We start from the raw sequence: 13,689 nt of genomic DNA on the forward strand, positions 1-13,689 counted from the left end.
CTGGAGTTCCCGGTCCCCTCGCGTCCCTTTGGCGGACTGCCGGCCCGCCGGCGGGCGGCCGGGGGGGCGGGTCGTGGTCATGAAGCGCCGTAGTCGGCCGAAAACACGTCGGTGGCCCCGTCGGCCGGGCCCGTCGTGCGGGCGTCGGCCGGCGGGGCCACCGGGTGGCGGATGCTGCCGGGCGATCCTCGGTTCAGCAGCCGCTGAGCGCGGACTGCAGGGCCGACTTCTCGGCCGAGTCGACGGTCAGCTTGTAGTAGTGCTTCACGTGGATCCAGGCGCGCACGTAGGTGCACTTGTACGCGGCACGCGACGGCATCCAGGACGCCGGGTCCTTGTCGCCCTTGGACTGGTTGACGTTGTCCGTGACCGCGATCAGCTGCGGCCGGGTCAGGTCGTTGGCGTACGCCTGCCGTTGTGCGGTGGTCCAACTGGACGCTCCCGAGCGCCAGGCCTCGGCGAGCGGGACCATGTGGTCGATGTCCAGATCGGACGCGGCGGTCCAGGTGGCGCCGTCGTACTCCGAGTACCAACTGCCGCTGGTCGCGGCGCAGCTGGAGTCCTGCGAGACGTTGGTGCCGTCCCGCTTCAGGACGACCTCGCGGGTGTTGCAGGCTCCCGACTGGGTGATCCAGTGCGGGAACTTGTCCCTGCTGTACCCGCTGGACGAACCCTCCGCCTGCACGGTCAGCTCGCTCAGATAGGTGCGGGCCGTGGACGCGGAGACCGGAGTGGGCATGGCCGCCTGGGCGCCGGGGGCGGTGAGCAGGCCGGTGGTGACGGCGAGTGCGGCGGATGCGGTGAGGACGGCTATGCGACGCGCGTAGACACCTGACATGCGAACTCCCTTGATGTGGGGGGATGCGGACGGACTGTCATGAACGGCCCGGCCATCGTGGCGGCGTCCGGTTTCCGTGGGGTGGGCGCCAGGTAACAGGGTGGCGACATGCGCACGTCACATCAAGGGATCTGACAAAGGGGTTCGTGGTGAGAGGGGCGTACGGGCCCGTGCGCGCGGGCGCGCTTCGCCGGTCCGGCGGGGCGCGAGCGCTCACGACCTGCGCGGGAGCGCATGCGTATGGCCCCCGCCCGGGGTGGGCGAGGGCCGTACGGAGGTTCGTGGTGCTGGTGTTTGACGAGGGATCAGCGGGCCGGGGGCGGGGGCCGGTGCGGGAGGCGGGTGCCCCGGCGCGGGGCTAGCGCGCGTCGAAGCGCAGGGTGAACGAGCCGTCCGCCGCGGCCTCCACGCGCAGCTGCGTCAGGTCGGCCACATGGGCGTCGGGGGAGTGGGCCCCCGCGCGCGGGCCGACGCCCACGACGCGCATGCCGGCCGCCCGGCCCGCCGCGATGCCCGCCTCGGAGTCCTCGAAGACGACGCAGTCCGCCGGCGCGAAGCCCAGCGCGGCCGCGCCCTTGAGGAAGCCCTCCGGGTCCGGCTTGCTGGCGCCGACGCTCTCGGCGGTGATGCGGAGGTCCGGCATCCGCAGCGAGGCCGCGTTCATCCGGGCCGTCGCCAGCGCGAGGTCGGCCGAGGTGACCAGGGCGTGCGGAAGGGCTGCGATGGCGTCCATGAAGGCGGGGGCGCCGCCGACCGGGACGACCCCGTCGGTGTCGGCGGTCTCCTCGGCGAGCATCACCCGGTTGTCCGCGTAGTTCTGCTCCATCGGGCGGTCCGGGAGCAGCATCGCCATCGTGGCGTAGCCCTGGCGGCCGTGGACCACCTTCAGCGCCGCTTCCGGATCCAGGCCCTGCCGTAGCGCCCAGCGCCGCCAGCAGCGCTCCACGACGGCGTCGGAGTTCACCAGGGTGCCGTCCATGTCGAGCAGCAGCGCTTGGGCGGTGAGGGCGGTGGCCGGCATGGGCGGGCTCCAGAACGGGGGAAGCGAACGCCGCGGGGGTGAGCGGCGCGGGAGACGTCAAGCGGCCCCCGCCCGCCGGTCAGGGTGTGCGCGCGGAGGCCCCTTTGTTCCTCCACGATACAAAAACGGGGTCGCAAACGCGAATCCCCCTGCCGGGGCGGCTCGGATCCCCGTCCCGGAGGCCGTGCGGCCCCGCGGTTCCCGTCAGCGGCGGCCGCTGCCCGTCGTCATGGCCTCCAGGCGGCTGCGGGTGTTCGGGCCGTAGACGCCGTCCGGGTCGCCGTCGATGTTCCACCAGACCTGGAGGTCGCTCACGGCCTGCTCCGTCCGGGACCCGTACTCCGAGTCGACCGGGCCGTTGTAGACCCAGACCTCGCGGAGCCGGTTCTGCAGGTCCGCCACCGCCGTGCCCCGGTCGCCGCGCCGTAGGGTCCCGGCCTCGTCCGGGGTCGCGGCGGGAGGGGCCACGCCCTGTGCCGGGCCGCTGCTCTGTGCCGTGGCCGCCGGGGACGAGGGCGCGCCCGCACCGGACGCCGACGAGGAGGCCGTGGCGGAGCGGGAGGCGGACGCGGACGCCGACGTGGAGGCGGACGCCGAGGCGGAGGCCGGTGCGGACGAGGAGGGGGAGGCGGAGCGTGAGGGGGACGGGGACGCGGAGGACGTGGTGGACGGCGAGGGCTCGCCGCTCTCGTCGGGGAGGGTGGCCACCGTGGACGGCAGGGCCTGGTCGAGATCGGCCTCCCCGTTGCCGTCCCCGTTGAACAGCCCGCCGATGAAGGCCGCCGTGCCCACCACCGTGACCACGGCCACCCCCGCGATCACGGCGGCGAACGGCTTGCGGCGGCGCGGTGCCACCGGGTCGGGGCCGGTGAGCAGGAGCGCCGTGCCGTCCGAGGCGCCGACGCCGGCCGGAGGGGGGCCCGCCGGGTCCAGGAAGAGCGGCATCGTGGTCGCCGCGTCGCCCTCGGGGCCGTGGACCCGCGGGGCGCCCGGCGGGGGAGTCGTGGGCGCCGCCGTGTCGCCGCCGAGGGTCACGTACGGGCGGATGCGCAGCGGGTCGAAGTCCTCCGCCGCGGCCATCTCCGCGGACCGGCCGGCATGGTGCTCGTCGGCGATGCGCTGCTGTTCTGCGGCGCGCTCCGGGTCGGTGACGTGCCCCGGCGCGCCGGTGGCGCCGTACGCCGCGCGGCTCGCGCAGGCGCAGCCCGGACCGGCGCCGGGTCTGCTGTCCGTACCGCACTCCGGGCATATCTGTCCGGCCATGGTGGGTCCCCTCCCCTTGAACTGCCTGCGATTATGCAGCCCGCCGCCGAGAAGCCCAATCATCCGGTCCTCCGGCAGGCCATAACGGGGCAGAGCAGACAGGATGGGTGTTCAGCGGATCCGAGGAGATGTCTCATGGCCCAGCAGCTGAGCCCCGCGGCCCAGGCCCCCGGCGGGGACCGCTCCACGCGGTCGGTCCTGGTGGCGATCGGCGCACTGCTTCTCGGCATGCTGCTCGCCGCACTCGACCAGACCATCGTCTCCACCGCGCTGCCCACCATCGTCAGTGACCTCGGCGGGCTGGAACACCTGTCGTGGGTGGTCACGGCGTATCTGCTGGCCTCGACCGCCGCGACACCGCTCTGGGGCAAGCTCGGCGACCAGTACGGGCGCAAGAAGCTGTTCCAGACCGCGATCGTCATCTTCCTGATCGGCTCCGCGCTCTGCGGCATCGCCCAGAACATGCCCCAGCTGATCGGCTTCCGGGCCCTCCAGGGGCTCGGCGGCGGCGGGCTGATGGTGCTGTCGATGGCGATCGTCGGCGACATCGTCCCGCCGCGCGAACGCGGCAAGTACCAGGGCCTCTTCGGCGCCGTGTTCGGCGCGACGAGCGTCCTGGGACCGCTGCTCGGCGGCTTCTTCACCCAGCACCTCTCCTGGCGCTGGGTCTTCTACATCAACCTCCCCATCGGGGTCGTCGCCCTCGTCGTGATCGCCGCCGTGCTGCACATCCCGGTGCGCCGGACCAAGCACACCATCGACTACCTGGGCACCTTCCTGATCGCCTCGGTCGCCACCTGCCTGGTCCTCGTCGCCTCGCTCGGCGGCACCACCTGGGCCTGGGGCTCGTGGAAGATCATCGGGCTCGCGGTGCTGGCCGTGCTGCTCCTGATCGCGTTCGTGTTCGTGGAGCGGCGTGCCACCGAGCCCGTGCTCCCGCTGAAGCTCTTCCGGATCAGGACCTTCAGCCTCGTCGCGGTGATCAGCTTCGTCATCGGCTTCGCGATGTTCGGCGCGATGACCTATCTGCCGACCTTCCTCCAGGTGGTGCACGGCATCACGCCGACGATGTCCGGCGTCCACATGCTCCCCATGGTGTTCGGACTGCTCATCACCTCCACCGCGTCCGGGCAGATCGTCAGCCGGACGGGCCGCTGGAAGGTGTTCCCGATCGCCGGCACCGGCATCACGGCCATCGGCCTGCTGCTCCTGCACCGGCTGACGGTCTCCAGCAGCACCTGGGAGATGAGCGCCTACTTCTTCGTGTTCGGCGCGGGGCTCGGCCTGGTGATGCAGGTGCTCGTGCTGGTCGTGCAGAACGCCGTCTCGTACCAGGACCTCGGCGTGGCGACCTCGGGGGCGACGTTCTTCCGGTCCATCGGTGCCTCGTTCGGCGTAGCGATCTTCGGCACCATCTTCACCAACCGGCTGACCGACAAACTCGGCGCGGCGCTCGCCGGCCGGCCGCTGCCGCCCGGTGTCGACGCGAAGAGCCTGGCCGCCGACCCGCGCGCCCTCGGGCAGCTGCCGGACGCGCTGCGGGGGCCGGTGCTCCAGGCGTACTCGACGTCGATCACCGACGTGTTCCTGTACGCGGCGCCCGTCGTCCTGGTCGCCTTCCTCTTCTCCTGGCTCCTCAAGGAGGACAAGCTGCGCGGATCGGTGACGGCGCCCGATCCGAGCGAGACCCTGGCCTCCAACCCGGTGGAACGGTCCTCGTACGACGAGTGCGCGCGCGCCCTGTCCGTACTGGCCACCCGGGAGGGCCGCCGCGAGGTCTACGTCAAGATCACCGAGAAGGCGGGCTTCGATCTGCTGCCCGCCGCCAGCTGGATGCTGCTGCGCATCAGGCGCCACGGCACCGTCGAGCCCGCCCGGCTCGCCGAGGTGGCCCCCGTACCGCTGCGGGTGATCAACGACGCGGCCCGGCAGCTGGAGGGGCGCGGGCTCGTCCGGCGGGTCGGGGTGCAGATGGTGCTCACGGAGACGGGTGCGGAGGCGGTGGTGAAGCTCGCCCAGGCCCGCGAGGACTCGCTGGCCGAGCTGCTCGGCGACTGGTGGGGACCGGACCGGCCGACCGACCTGGTCGCGCTCGTCTCCGAGCTGACGCGGGAGACGAGCGGGTCGAGCAAGGAGCGCCCGCACAGCCCCGAACCCAAGCGCGACCACGCGGCGGGCCACCCGGACAGGCCCTAGCCGGCAGGCGTTCCCGGGGCCAGTTCCTTGGCGAACCAGTGCTCGGCGTAGGGGCCCCGGTTGAACGCCGGGACCTCCCGGTAGCCGTGTTTCGCGTACAGGCCGCGCGCCTCGACCAGGTCGTTACGGGTGTCGAGCCGCAGCCGGGACCGCCCGAGGGCCCGCGCCCGCTCCTCCAGTGCCGCGAGCAGGAGCCCGCCGCCGCCCGTGCCCCGGAACTCCGGGCGGACGAAGACCCGGGTCAGCTCGGCGGTGTCCGCGTCCACGAGGACCAGGCCCGCGCAGGCGGCCGCCCGGCCCTCGAACCGGCCGACGACGAAGGCACCGGACGGCGCCGCGAGCAGCTCGGCGCCGTCGTCGGTGAGCCCCTCGTCGATCTCCTCGGCCGTCGCCTGACGGCCCCAGTAGCGTCCGGCGACCTCGCCGTAGTAGTCGCGCCGGAGGAGGGCCGCCTCGGCGGAATCGACGGGTTCGGGTGCCACGGTCCAGGTCATGGGGTCATTCTCGCTGTCGCACGCGCGTGTGAATCAAGGGGTGTGAGGAGGGGGGTGGACCCCCTCCGTTCCGCGATTCACCCTTCGTACCCACATCCGGACTCCGGTGGAGGGCGGTCCCTCATCGCAGCGGCGGCGGTGTGAAGACCGGCGGCGGGGGCAGTACCGGGCGCCGCCGCCGGGCGCGGACCGCCAGCAGCAGGGCCGCGATCACCACGAGCGCGCCGCCGAGCGGCACCAGCAGCCAGACCGGCATGCCGCCCCAGGTCAGCAGCGTGTCCCGGTAGACCACGGTCCGGTACGGGGTGTCCTCGGCGGTCGCCCGCAGCTCGTGGTCGCCGTCGATCCGCTCCGGTGACGGGAAGTACTGGTCGATCGCCGTCACGAAGACCGGCTTGTCGCCCGTGACCGCCGCCAGCGCCTCGTACGGCTCCTTCGCGGGGTCCACCCGGCCCGCGTACGCGACCTTCGGGGGCCGCCCGCCGATCGCCCCGCGCGGTTCCATGCGGTGGTCCGCCAGCACGTACAGGCCGAGGGACTGCGGGGTCGCGGCCAGCTTGGACAGGCGCATCGGATAGACCAGCCGGTCACTGGCGAACCGCAGCCGCAGCGGGTCGAGCGTGCCGCTCAGCGTGGTCCCCCGCTTCTCCGGGGCGAGGCGCACCGCCACGTACTCCCACTGCTGTTCGACGTACGGCGTCAGAGCCGTGGCGAGGCGGTCCGGCAGCTCGAAGCCGTTCTCCTTCAGCCAGCTCTCCAGCGCCTCCGGGTCGGTCGCCGCCAGCCGGGCCACGTCGAAGGGGCCGAGCCGTTCCCGGCCGACCACGTCGACCGGTGCGGAGGCCCTGGGGGCGCCGGCACCGTCGGCGGTCGAGCCGCCGGAACCGCCGAACGGCCAGTCCTTGTCGCGGGGCCAGAAGTAGTGCCGCTCCTCGTGGACCGGAGCGGTGATGGCGCTGAGCTCGGAGAACAGCGCCGCGTCCCCGAGCTCGACCGTGGCGCGGTGCGGGACCGGCATGATCCAGGCGGCGTCCGGAGCGTTCCCCCGGACGCTGAGCTGCATCACGATCTGCTCGGTGCTGCCGTCCCAGCCGACCGCCGACGTCTCCCGGTCGACCGCCACCTGGCTGTTGCGGTGCACGACCATCGCCCCGCAGCCACAGGCGTACGCAGGCGCGATCAGCGACCCCAGCTGCAACGACACCAGCATCAGGGCCAGGGAGAGGGCGCGCGCCGCCCAGCCGCGCGCTCCCCTCCCCGCTCCGCTTGCTCTCCGCGCGCGCCGCATCTTCCGTCCTCCCCGTCGTTACTGATCACGGGCTCAGACGTGCGCGGGCCCCCGCCGGTTCCGGCCGGTCCGGGGCACCCGGCCGGGCGGTCTTCCGCGAGAGGCGGGGTGACAGTCGGGCGGAAAACGGGTTGATTGGGTCTACCTCATGACGCAATGCGAAGGTTTCACCCATGCCGGGCAATTGACCGGCTACCAGACCTTGGGAGGGTCGGCGCAGCGTGGCGAACGCGGAGCACAGTGGGAGCGGAAGCGCGACGGCGGGAGCGAGGACCGGGGCGGCTCGGGCGGTGCTCTGGCTGGTCGTGGCCGTGCTGGCCGTCCGGCAGATGGCGGTGGTGCTGCGGCAGCCGCCGGGCGAACGGCTCACCGATCTGGAGACCTGGACCGGTGAGAACGGTGTGCTCCATGTGACCGGCTCGCTGTACGACACCGACCGGTTCACCGGCACCCCCTTCGCCGGGCTCGTCCTGAAGCCGCTGACCCGTACGGTCGAACAGAGCCTCGGCGTCGCCTGGACCTTCGGCTCGCTGCTTCTCGTCGCCGCCCTCGGCGTGGTCGCGGCCCGTGCCCTGCCGGGCCCCGTCGGCCGGCGCACGGCCCTGCTCGCCGCGCCCGTCGCGATCAGCCTGCTGATGCTCTCGCTGCCGGTGCGCAACGCCCTCCACCTCGGCCAGGTCAGCATCCTGCCCGTCCTCCTGGTCCTCGTCGGCCTCTTCGCCGTCCGGGGGGAACGCAAGGCCGGGGTCCTCATCGGGGTGGCCGCCGCCCTCCAGCCGACCGTGCTGCTCTTCGCCGCACTGCTGTGGCTCACCGGCCGGCGCCGCTCCGCGCTCACCGCCGCCGCCGCGTTCGCCGCCTGCACGGCGCTGGCGTGGGCCGCGATGCCGCACGACTCGTGGACGTACTGGGTGCACCACGTCGCCGGGGCCGGCCTCGGCGACCAGGCGGACAGTCCGGCCAACCAGTCCCTGCACGGCGCGCTGCTGCGCCTGGGCCTCGCCGGGCCGCCGGAGATCGTGCTGTTCCTGGTGCTGGCCGCCGCCGTCTGCGCCATCGGCCTGCGCCGCGCCGTGAGGTACGCGCGCGACGGGCAGCTCCTGCTCGCCGTGGCCGTGACCGGCTGCGTCGCCGTCGCCGTGTCCCCGACCGCCTGGCAGCACCAGCTGCTGTGGGTGCTGTTCGCCGTGGTCGGCCGGGCGGGCCGCAGCGCGTCGGACCGGATGGTGTGGCCGGCCGTCGTGATCCTGGTCATCACGCTGCCGGGCACGATGCTGCTGCCCAACATCGGGGCGTTGTTCCCGGTCCGCGACAACGTGCTGCTGATCGTCGCGCTCGGGGCCGCCTGCGCCGCCCCGTTCCTGCCGCGCACCTCCCCGTACTGGCAAAGGCCCGTGCCCACCGCGTACGCGCGGCCCGTCCGGGCCCGCTGGAGCGGGGTGCCGCTGCTGCCGTTCTGGCGGCGGGTGCTCGGCCGGCCCCACCTGCTCCTCGAACTCCTGCTGATCCGGGTCGTCTACTCCGCGTACGCGCACGTCAGGCTGGCCGCCACCGCCGGACGGGAGACCGCGGAGCGGCACGGGCGGCAGATCCACTCGATCGAACAGTGGCTGCACATCGACATCGAGCACCGGGTCAACCACGCCGTCGCGGGCGTCGGGCGGCTGCGGGACTTCTTCGACTACTACTACTCGACGTTCCACTTCATCGTGCCGCTGGCCGTCCTCGCGGTGCTGTACGTACGCCGCCCCGCCGACTACCGCTGGGCGCGCTCCACCCTCGGCCTCGCCACGCTCCTGGCCCTGGTCGGCTTCTGGCTCTACCCGCTGGCCCCGCCGCGCCTGATGCCCGGCCTCGGATTCATCGACACGGTCCACGGTGTGCAGGACTTCGCCGAGCCCGACTACGGGGCACTGACGGCGATGACCAACCAGTACGCGGCGATGCCCTCGCTGCACTTCGGCTGGTCCCTGTGGTGCGGGGTGATCGTCGTGCTGCTCGCCCCGAAGGTGTGGATGAAGGCGCTCGGGGTGCTGCATCCGCTGTTCACGGTCTCGGCGATCGTCGCGACCGCCAACCACTGGGTGCTCGACGCGGTGGGCGGGGCGACGGTCGTCGCGCTCGGGTTCCTGATCGCGTACGTGCTCGCGGGACCGCGCCGGCTGCGGGACGCCGAGGTGCCGGAAGGGGAGGCCGCCCGGGTGCCCGCTGCGGTCGCGGCCCCGGAGGCGAACGGTGAGCCGGTGGCCGGCAAACCGTAGGCGTGCGGGAACGCCGAAGGGGCGCGGGGGGACGTAAAACGCCCCGCACCCCTTCGGTATGTGGATCGTCGCCCCTCCAGCATCCGCCCGCCGCCCGCGCCCCGCCACTCGAACGGCTCACGGCCCCAGCGCCCACGTGGCCACCGACAGCGTGACCATCGACACCAGGGTGGAGGCCACGATCGCGTCCCGGGCGAGCACGGTGCCGAGGCCGTACTCGCGGGCATAGATGAACGAGTTCTGTGCCGTGGGCAGCGCCGCGCAGAGCACCACCGCGAGCAGCTGGTGGTCCGGGAGGTGCAGGAGCGGCCCCGCGACGAGCAGCGCGGCCAGCGGCTGCCCCAGCGTCTTCACGGCGACGACGACCGCCGTCTCCGCCCGGTCCCGGCGCGTCCGGCCCCCGCCGTCCGGGCCCCGGTGCAGCGACAGGCCCAGCGTGATCAGGGCCGTGGGCACCGCCGCCGCGCCCAGGACGTCGCACGGGTGCGTCACGGTGGCCGGCAGCCGCAGCCCGGTCGCGGAGACCACCACGCCGAGCAGCGAGGCCAGGATGATCGGGTTGCGCACGGGCATGGTGAGCATCCGCCGCAACCCGCCGCCGGCGCGCCGCCCGTCCTCCCTGCGCGTCCCCGAGTCGAGCAGGGTCAGGATCACCGGCGAGAGCACCAGCACCTGGAAGAGGATGACCTGCGCGACGAACGAGGCGTCGCCGAGCACCTGCACCGCCACCGGGATACCGAGGTTGGCGGAGTTCACATGGCCCGAGGACATGGCGCCGATCGCCGCGTCCGCCCGCCCCCGGCCGAACACCCGCCGCACGAGCACGAATCCGGACCCGGCGGCCACGGCCGTGCTCGCCGCGAACGCCACCATCGACGGATGGCCGAAGACGTCCGGGCTCGCCCCCGACACCATGGTGAACAGGGCGGCGGGCATGGCCACATGGAAGACGAACCGGCCGAGCACGGCCTCCGCCTGCTCCCCGAGCAGTCCGCCGCGCCCGACCGCGTAACCGATGCCGGTCAGGACCCAGATGGGGGCGAAGGCGGAGAGCAGGGCATGCATGGCCGCCATGATCCTCGTACGCCTGTCCGGCATGCGGACGGGGGTGCGGGGATGTGCCGGACGGCCCGGAGGTACAGGTGAGCCCCCGGCCCGGGGTGCACTCAAGTGCACTCCGGGCCGGGGGCCGCTCGGATGTCGGCGCCGCGTCCCCTTTTCTACGGTCATGGCCATGAACACGAACGCGAGCAACTCGCCCCGGCAGCACGGCGTACGACGTCTCCTCGCGGCCGCCACCGCGGTCGTCCTCGCCGCGCTGGGCACCGTGCCGGCCGCCGCCGCGTCCCGGCCCGCGAGCGGCCACGACACTCCGTCCGCCACCGCCGGCCGCCACGAGGCGCGGGGAACCCTCCTCGCGGTCACGCCCGTCGCGCACCTCGGCCGGGCCGGGGTGACCGCCTTCCTCGCCGAGGCCGGCATGAACGCGGACACCGTCCGCCACGGCATCCGCGCCTACCGCCTCACCTACGCGACGATCACCCCGCAGGGCCGGACATCATCGGGGCCCTCCCCGCGAACCTGAAGGAGCTGCTCACCGACGACTACTACCGCAGGCTCCAGCACCCCACCGGCGCCCTGCTCGCCACGTTCCGTGCCCAGGACGGCACCTGCGCCTGGAAGCCCGCGATCCCGGTGCGGCTCTACACATCCGCGGGCGACACCGACGTCGCCGTCGCCAACACCCGCAGCTGCGCGGCCGATCTGGCGCACCGGGGCGTGAAGGTGCGGGTCGTCGACCAGGGTGACGTGAGCCACAACGAGACGTATCTGACGTCGGGCCCGCAGATCGTGCGCTGGATCGACGGACTGGCGGCGCGCCGTTGACGGCGTGCTCCGGACACGCCGATGCCCCGGCCGCGTGGCGGTCGGGGCATCGGAGGTCACTGGCTCGGGCCGGACCGGCTCAGTACCAGTTGTGGGCCTGCCAGAAGGACCAGGCGCCACAGGGGCTGCCGTAGCGGGAGTTCATGTAGTCCATGCCCCACTTGATCTGCGTGCCGGGGTTGGTCTTCCAGTCGGAACCGGCGGACGCCATCTTCGAGCCGGGCAGCGCCTGGACCAGGCCGTAGGCACCGGAGGAGGCGTTGGTCGCGCTCGGGTTCCAGCCGCTCTCGTGGCTGACGATGTTGCTGAAGCACTGGAACTGGGCGTCGTCACCGATCATCTGCTTCGCCGTGTCCTGGGCACTGCCGGCGGACGTCGGCGCGGCGGACGGGGCCGCCATGGCCGGGGAGACACCCAGGCCGATGCCGGTGGCTCCCAGCAGCACGGTGGCGCCGGCGACGGCGGCCTTGCGACGGGCGGTGCGGGGCTTGGCGACGAGGTTACGGGCGAACGACACAGAGGAACCTAACGGTCGGGAACGGGGGAGTCGCGGGGCTCGGTCCGCATCCTGCGTGGACCGGCGCTCGTTGACCGCGATCCCTGGTGAGGACCCTGCGGTGCTCGGCGACGAGATCCAGTCTTAGCGGCGCCGTCCGGCCGTGGCAACGACCCCTGTTACGACCCCGCCTCGCACCCGGGGCCGAAGGTCCCGAACCGCCTCAAACCGCTTCATAGCAGGTCGCGGCGGGCGTGGCGGGGGCCTGCGGTCCGCGTGCGCGTCTCCTATCCCGCTTCGTACGGGACCAAGGTCCTGTGGGTGCCCTCACTCGCCACGGGGACCGAATGTGACCTGGGCCTCGAAGGAAGCGCGCCGCGTGGCCCGCCGCAGCGCCTTCAGCAGCGGCGCCCCGACCGTCAGCGTCAGGACCACCGTGAGCACGGCCCGGCCCAGGTCCCAGCCGAGCGAGGTCGTCGCGCAGTACGCGAGGAAGCGGACCAGGTTCTCGCCCAGCGGGTCGCCCGGCCGGAACGAGATGCCCGAGGCCAGGCCCGGCACGATCGTCCACCCGTACAGATTCATGATCGTCCCGTACGCGAACGAGGCGACGGCCCCGTACGCCGCGAGCATCAGCAGCTCGCCGCGCCCGCGCAGCCGGTCCGGGCCCGGCAGCAGGCCCGCGCCCATCGTGAACCAGCTCATCGACAGCATCTGGAACGGCATCCACGGCCCGACCCCGCCGGTCAGCAGCGCGGAGGCGAACATCGTCACGGACCCCAGCACGAAGCCGAACCCCGGCCCCAGCACCCGGCCGCTCAGCACCATCAGGAAGAACATCGGCTCCAGGCCCGCCGTGCCCGCCCCCAGCGGGCGCAGCGCGGCCCCGACCGCGGCCAGCACCCCCAGCATCGCCACCGCCTTCGCGTCGAGCCCGGCGTCCGCGATCATCGCGACCACCACCCCGACGAGGAGCGGCAGCAGCGCGGCGAACAGCCACGGCGCGTCCTGCGCGTGTGCGAGCCCCGAGTCCCGGTCCGCGAGCAGCGGCCACCCGAAGGCGGCCACCCCGATCGCGCTGATCAGCACCAGCGCCACGATCGCCCGGGGCCCCAGCCGGACGGGCCGGCCACGTCTGCGCACGGCGTTCACGCGCCACCCCCCAGGGCCGCGCGTACCTGGGAGACGGTGAGCCATTCCTGTGGGGCGAGGATCTTGGCGGTCTGCGGGGAGAACGCGGGCGAGGACACCACGACCTCCGCGGTCGGCCCGTCCGCGACGACCTCCCCGTCGGCGAGGATCACCACCCGGTGCGCCAGCTCGGCGGCCAGCTCCACGTCATGGGTGGCGAGCACGATGGCGTGCCCCTCGGCGGCCAGCGCGCGCAGCACCCCGACCAGCCGGGCCTTCGCCGCGTAGTCCAGACCCCGGGTCGGCTCGTCGAGCAGGAGCAGCGGCGGCCGGGCGGTGAGCACGAGGGCCAGGGCCAGCGCGAGGCGCTGCCCCTCGGACAGATCGCGGGGGTGGGTGTCGTCCGCCACCCCCGGCAGCAGCTCGGAGACCAGAGCCCGGCAGCTGCCCGGCTCCGCCCGCGCGTCGGCGTCGGCCGCCGCGCACTCGGCGGCGACCGTGTCCGCGTACAGCAGGTCGCGCGGCTCCTGCGGTACGAGACCGACGCGGCGCACCATCTCGCGCGGCGGGGTGCGGTGTGGGGCCAGGCCGCCGGTCAGGATGGTGCCGGAGGTGGGCTCGACCATGCCGACGAGGGCGCCGAGCAGCGTGGACTTGCCCGCGCCGTTGCGCCCCATCAGGGCCACGGTCTCGCCGGCCCGGACGGTGAGCGTCACCCGGCGCAGCGCTTCGACGCGGCCGCGTCGGATGCCGAGCCGGTCCGCCTGGGCGGCGGTGCCGCCGGGTCCGCCGGTGGCGGGGTCCGGGGCGGGGG

13 protein-coding genes are annotated in these 13,689 nt (G+C 73.5%); 4 read left to right on the forward strand and 9 right to left on the reverse strand.

Going from position 1 to position 13,689, the window contains the following annotated elements:
* Positions 1–193: 193 nt before the first annotated feature.
* The 3 genes from EAO73_RS18645 to EAO73_RS18655 all read right to left on the reverse strand — a co-directional run bounded on the left by EAO73_RS18645 (position 194) and on the right by EAO73_RS18655 (position 3,122).
* The gene (locus EAO73_RS18645; RefSeq protein WP_147972668.1) at positions 194–838 is read right to left on the reverse strand and encodes an HNH endonuclease family protein; all 645 of its coding nucleotides are present in this window, start codon (positions 836–838) and stop codon (positions 194–196) included.
* 358 nt (positions 839–1,196) lie between these two features.
* Positions 1,197–1,859, reverse strand: a complete 663-nt coding sequence (locus EAO73_RS18650) for an HAD-IA family hydrolase (RefSeq protein WP_147972669.1) — start codon at positions 1,857–1,859, stop codon at positions 1,197–1,199.
* Between the two features lie 204 nt (positions 1,860–2,063).
* The gene (locus EAO73_RS18655; protein ID WP_147972670.1) at positions 2,064–3,122 is read right to left on the reverse strand and encodes a peptidoglycan-binding domain-containing protein; all 1,059 of its coding nucleotides are present in this window, start codon (positions 3,120–3,122) and stop codon (positions 2,064–2,066) included.
* A gap of 135 nt (positions 3,123–3,257) precedes the next feature.
* On the opposite strand from EAO73_RS18655, the gene EAO73_RS18660 reads away from it, so the two are divergent.
* Positions 3,258–5,318, forward strand: a complete 2,061-nt coding sequence (locus tag EAO73_RS18660) for an MDR family MFS transporter (RefSeq protein WP_147972671.1) — start codon at positions 3,258–3,260, stop codon at positions 5,316–5,318.
* Here the strand turns inward: EAO73_RS18660 and EAO73_RS18665 are convergent.
* Together EAO73_RS18665 and EAO73_RS18670 are read right to left on the reverse strand one after the other, a co-directional pair.
* Positions 5,315–5,812: a GNAT family N-acetyltransferase gene (locus EAO73_RS18665; protein ID WP_147972672.1), complete on the reverse strand. Its 498-nt coding sequence runs from the start codon at positions 5,810–5,812 to the stop codon at positions 5,315–5,317. The genes EAO73_RS18660 and EAO73_RS18665 overlap by 4 nt on opposite strands.
* Before the next feature lie 121 nt (positions 5,813–5,933).
* The gene (locus EAO73_RS18670; RefSeq protein ID WP_147973520.1) at positions 5,934–7,022 is read right to left on the reverse strand and encodes a DUF2330 domain-containing protein; all 1,089 of its coding nucleotides are present in this window, start codon (positions 7,020–7,022) and stop codon (positions 5,934–5,936) included.
* 368 nt (positions 7,023–7,390) lie between these two features.
* On the opposite strand from EAO73_RS18670, the gene EAO73_RS18675 reads away from it, so the two are divergent.
* Positions 7,391–9,361 carry a bifunctional glycosyltransferase 87/phosphatase PAP2 family protein gene (locus EAO73_RS18675; RefSeq protein WP_147973521.1) on the forward strand — a complete coding sequence of 657 codons (1,971 nt, stop codon included), beginning with the start codon at positions 7,391–7,393 and terminating at the stop codon, positions 9,359–9,361.
* A gap of 117 nt (positions 9,362–9,478) precedes the next feature.
* Here EAO73_RS18675 and EAO73_RS18680 read toward each other — a convergent pair whose 3' ends face one another.
* Positions 9,479–10,435: an AEC family transporter gene (locus EAO73_RS18680; RefSeq protein ID WP_147973522.1), complete on the reverse strand. Its 957-nt coding sequence runs from the start codon at positions 10,433–10,435 to the stop codon at positions 9,479–9,481.
* Positions 10,436–10,595: 160 nt separating this feature from the next.
* Between EAO73_RS18680 and EAO73_RS36600 the strand changes: the two genes are divergently transcribed.
* Positions 10,596–10,946: a hypothetical protein gene (locus EAO73_RS36600; RefSeq protein WP_224756361.1), complete on the forward strand. Its 351-nt coding sequence runs from the start codon at positions 10,596–10,598 to the stop codon at positions 10,944–10,946.
* Positions 10,947–11,056: 110 nt separating this feature from the next.
* Entirely contained in the window at positions 11,057–11,248 is a 192-nt protein-coding gene (locus EAO73_RS36605) for a hypothetical protein (protein WP_224756362.1), read from the forward strand.
* A 79-nt stretch (positions 11,249–11,327) separates the two neighbouring features.
* Here the strand turns inward: EAO73_RS36605 and EAO73_RS18690 are convergent, their stop codons facing one another.
* From EAO73_RS18690 to EAO73_RS36610, 3 genes are all read right to left on the reverse strand, one after another.
* A complete protein-coding gene (locus EAO73_RS18690; protein ID WP_147972673.1) occupies positions 11,328–11,765 on the reverse strand; it encodes a transglycosylase SLT domain-containing protein in 438 nt (145 codons plus the stop codon).
* Between the two features lie 306 nt (positions 11,766–12,071).
* The gene (locus tag EAO73_RS18695) at positions 12,072–12,941 is read right to left on the reverse strand and encodes an ECF transporter S component (protein WP_412074703.1); all 870 of its coding nucleotides are present in this window, start codon (positions 12,939–12,941) and stop codon (positions 12,072–12,074) included.
* On the reverse strand, positions 12,893–13,689 hold a 797-nt coding region (locus EAO73_RS36610), incomplete at its 5' end, for an ATP-binding cassette domain-containing protein (protein ID WP_224756363.1). The genes EAO73_RS36610 and EAO73_RS18695, both read right to left, overlap by 49 nt.

The organism is Streptomyces sp. col6, assembly GCF_008042035.1.
In the GTDB taxonomy this organism is placed as follows: domain Bacteria; phylum Actinomycetota; class Actinomycetes; order Streptomycetales; family Streptomycetaceae; genus Streptomyces.

Bases quoted from the DNA above. Each gene is read 5' to 3' on its own strand.
- EAO73_RS18655 (WP_147972670.1), bottom strand. From the start codon at position 3,122: ATGGCCGGACAGATATGCCCGGAGTGCGGTACGGACAGCAGACCCGGC.
- EAO73_RS36600 (WP_224756361.1), top strand. From the start codon at position 10,596: ATGAACACGAACGCGAGCAACTCGCCCCGGCAGCACGGCGTACGACGT.
- EAO73_RS18695 (WP_412074703.1), bottom strand. From the start codon at position 12,941: ATGGCTCACCGTCTCCCAGGTACGCGCGGCCCTGGGGGGTGGCGCGTG.
- EAO73_RS18665 (WP_147972672.1), bottom strand. From the start codon at position 5,812: ATGACCTGGACCGTGGCACCCGAACCCGTCGATTCCGCCGAGGCGGCC.
- EAO73_RS18650 (WP_147972669.1), bottom strand. From the start codon at position 1,859: ATGCCGGCCACCGCCCTCACCGCCCAAGCGCTGCTGCTCGACATGGAC.
- EAO73_RS18660 (WP_147972671.1), top strand. From the start codon at position 3,258: ATGGCCCAGCAGCTGAGCCCCGCGGCCCAGGCCCCCGGCGGGGACCGC.
- EAO73_RS18645 (WP_147972668.1), bottom strand. From the start codon at position 838: ATGTCAGGTGTCTACGCGCGTCGCATAGCCGTCCTCACCGCATCCGCC.
- EAO73_RS18680 (WP_147973522.1), bottom strand. From the start codon at position 10,435: ATGGCGGCCATGCATGCCCTGCTCTCCGCCTTCGCCCCCATCTGGGTC.
- EAO73_RS18670 (WP_147973520.1), bottom strand. From the start codon at position 7,022: ATGCTGGTGTCGTTGCAGCTGGGGTCGCTGATCGCGCCTGCGTACGCC.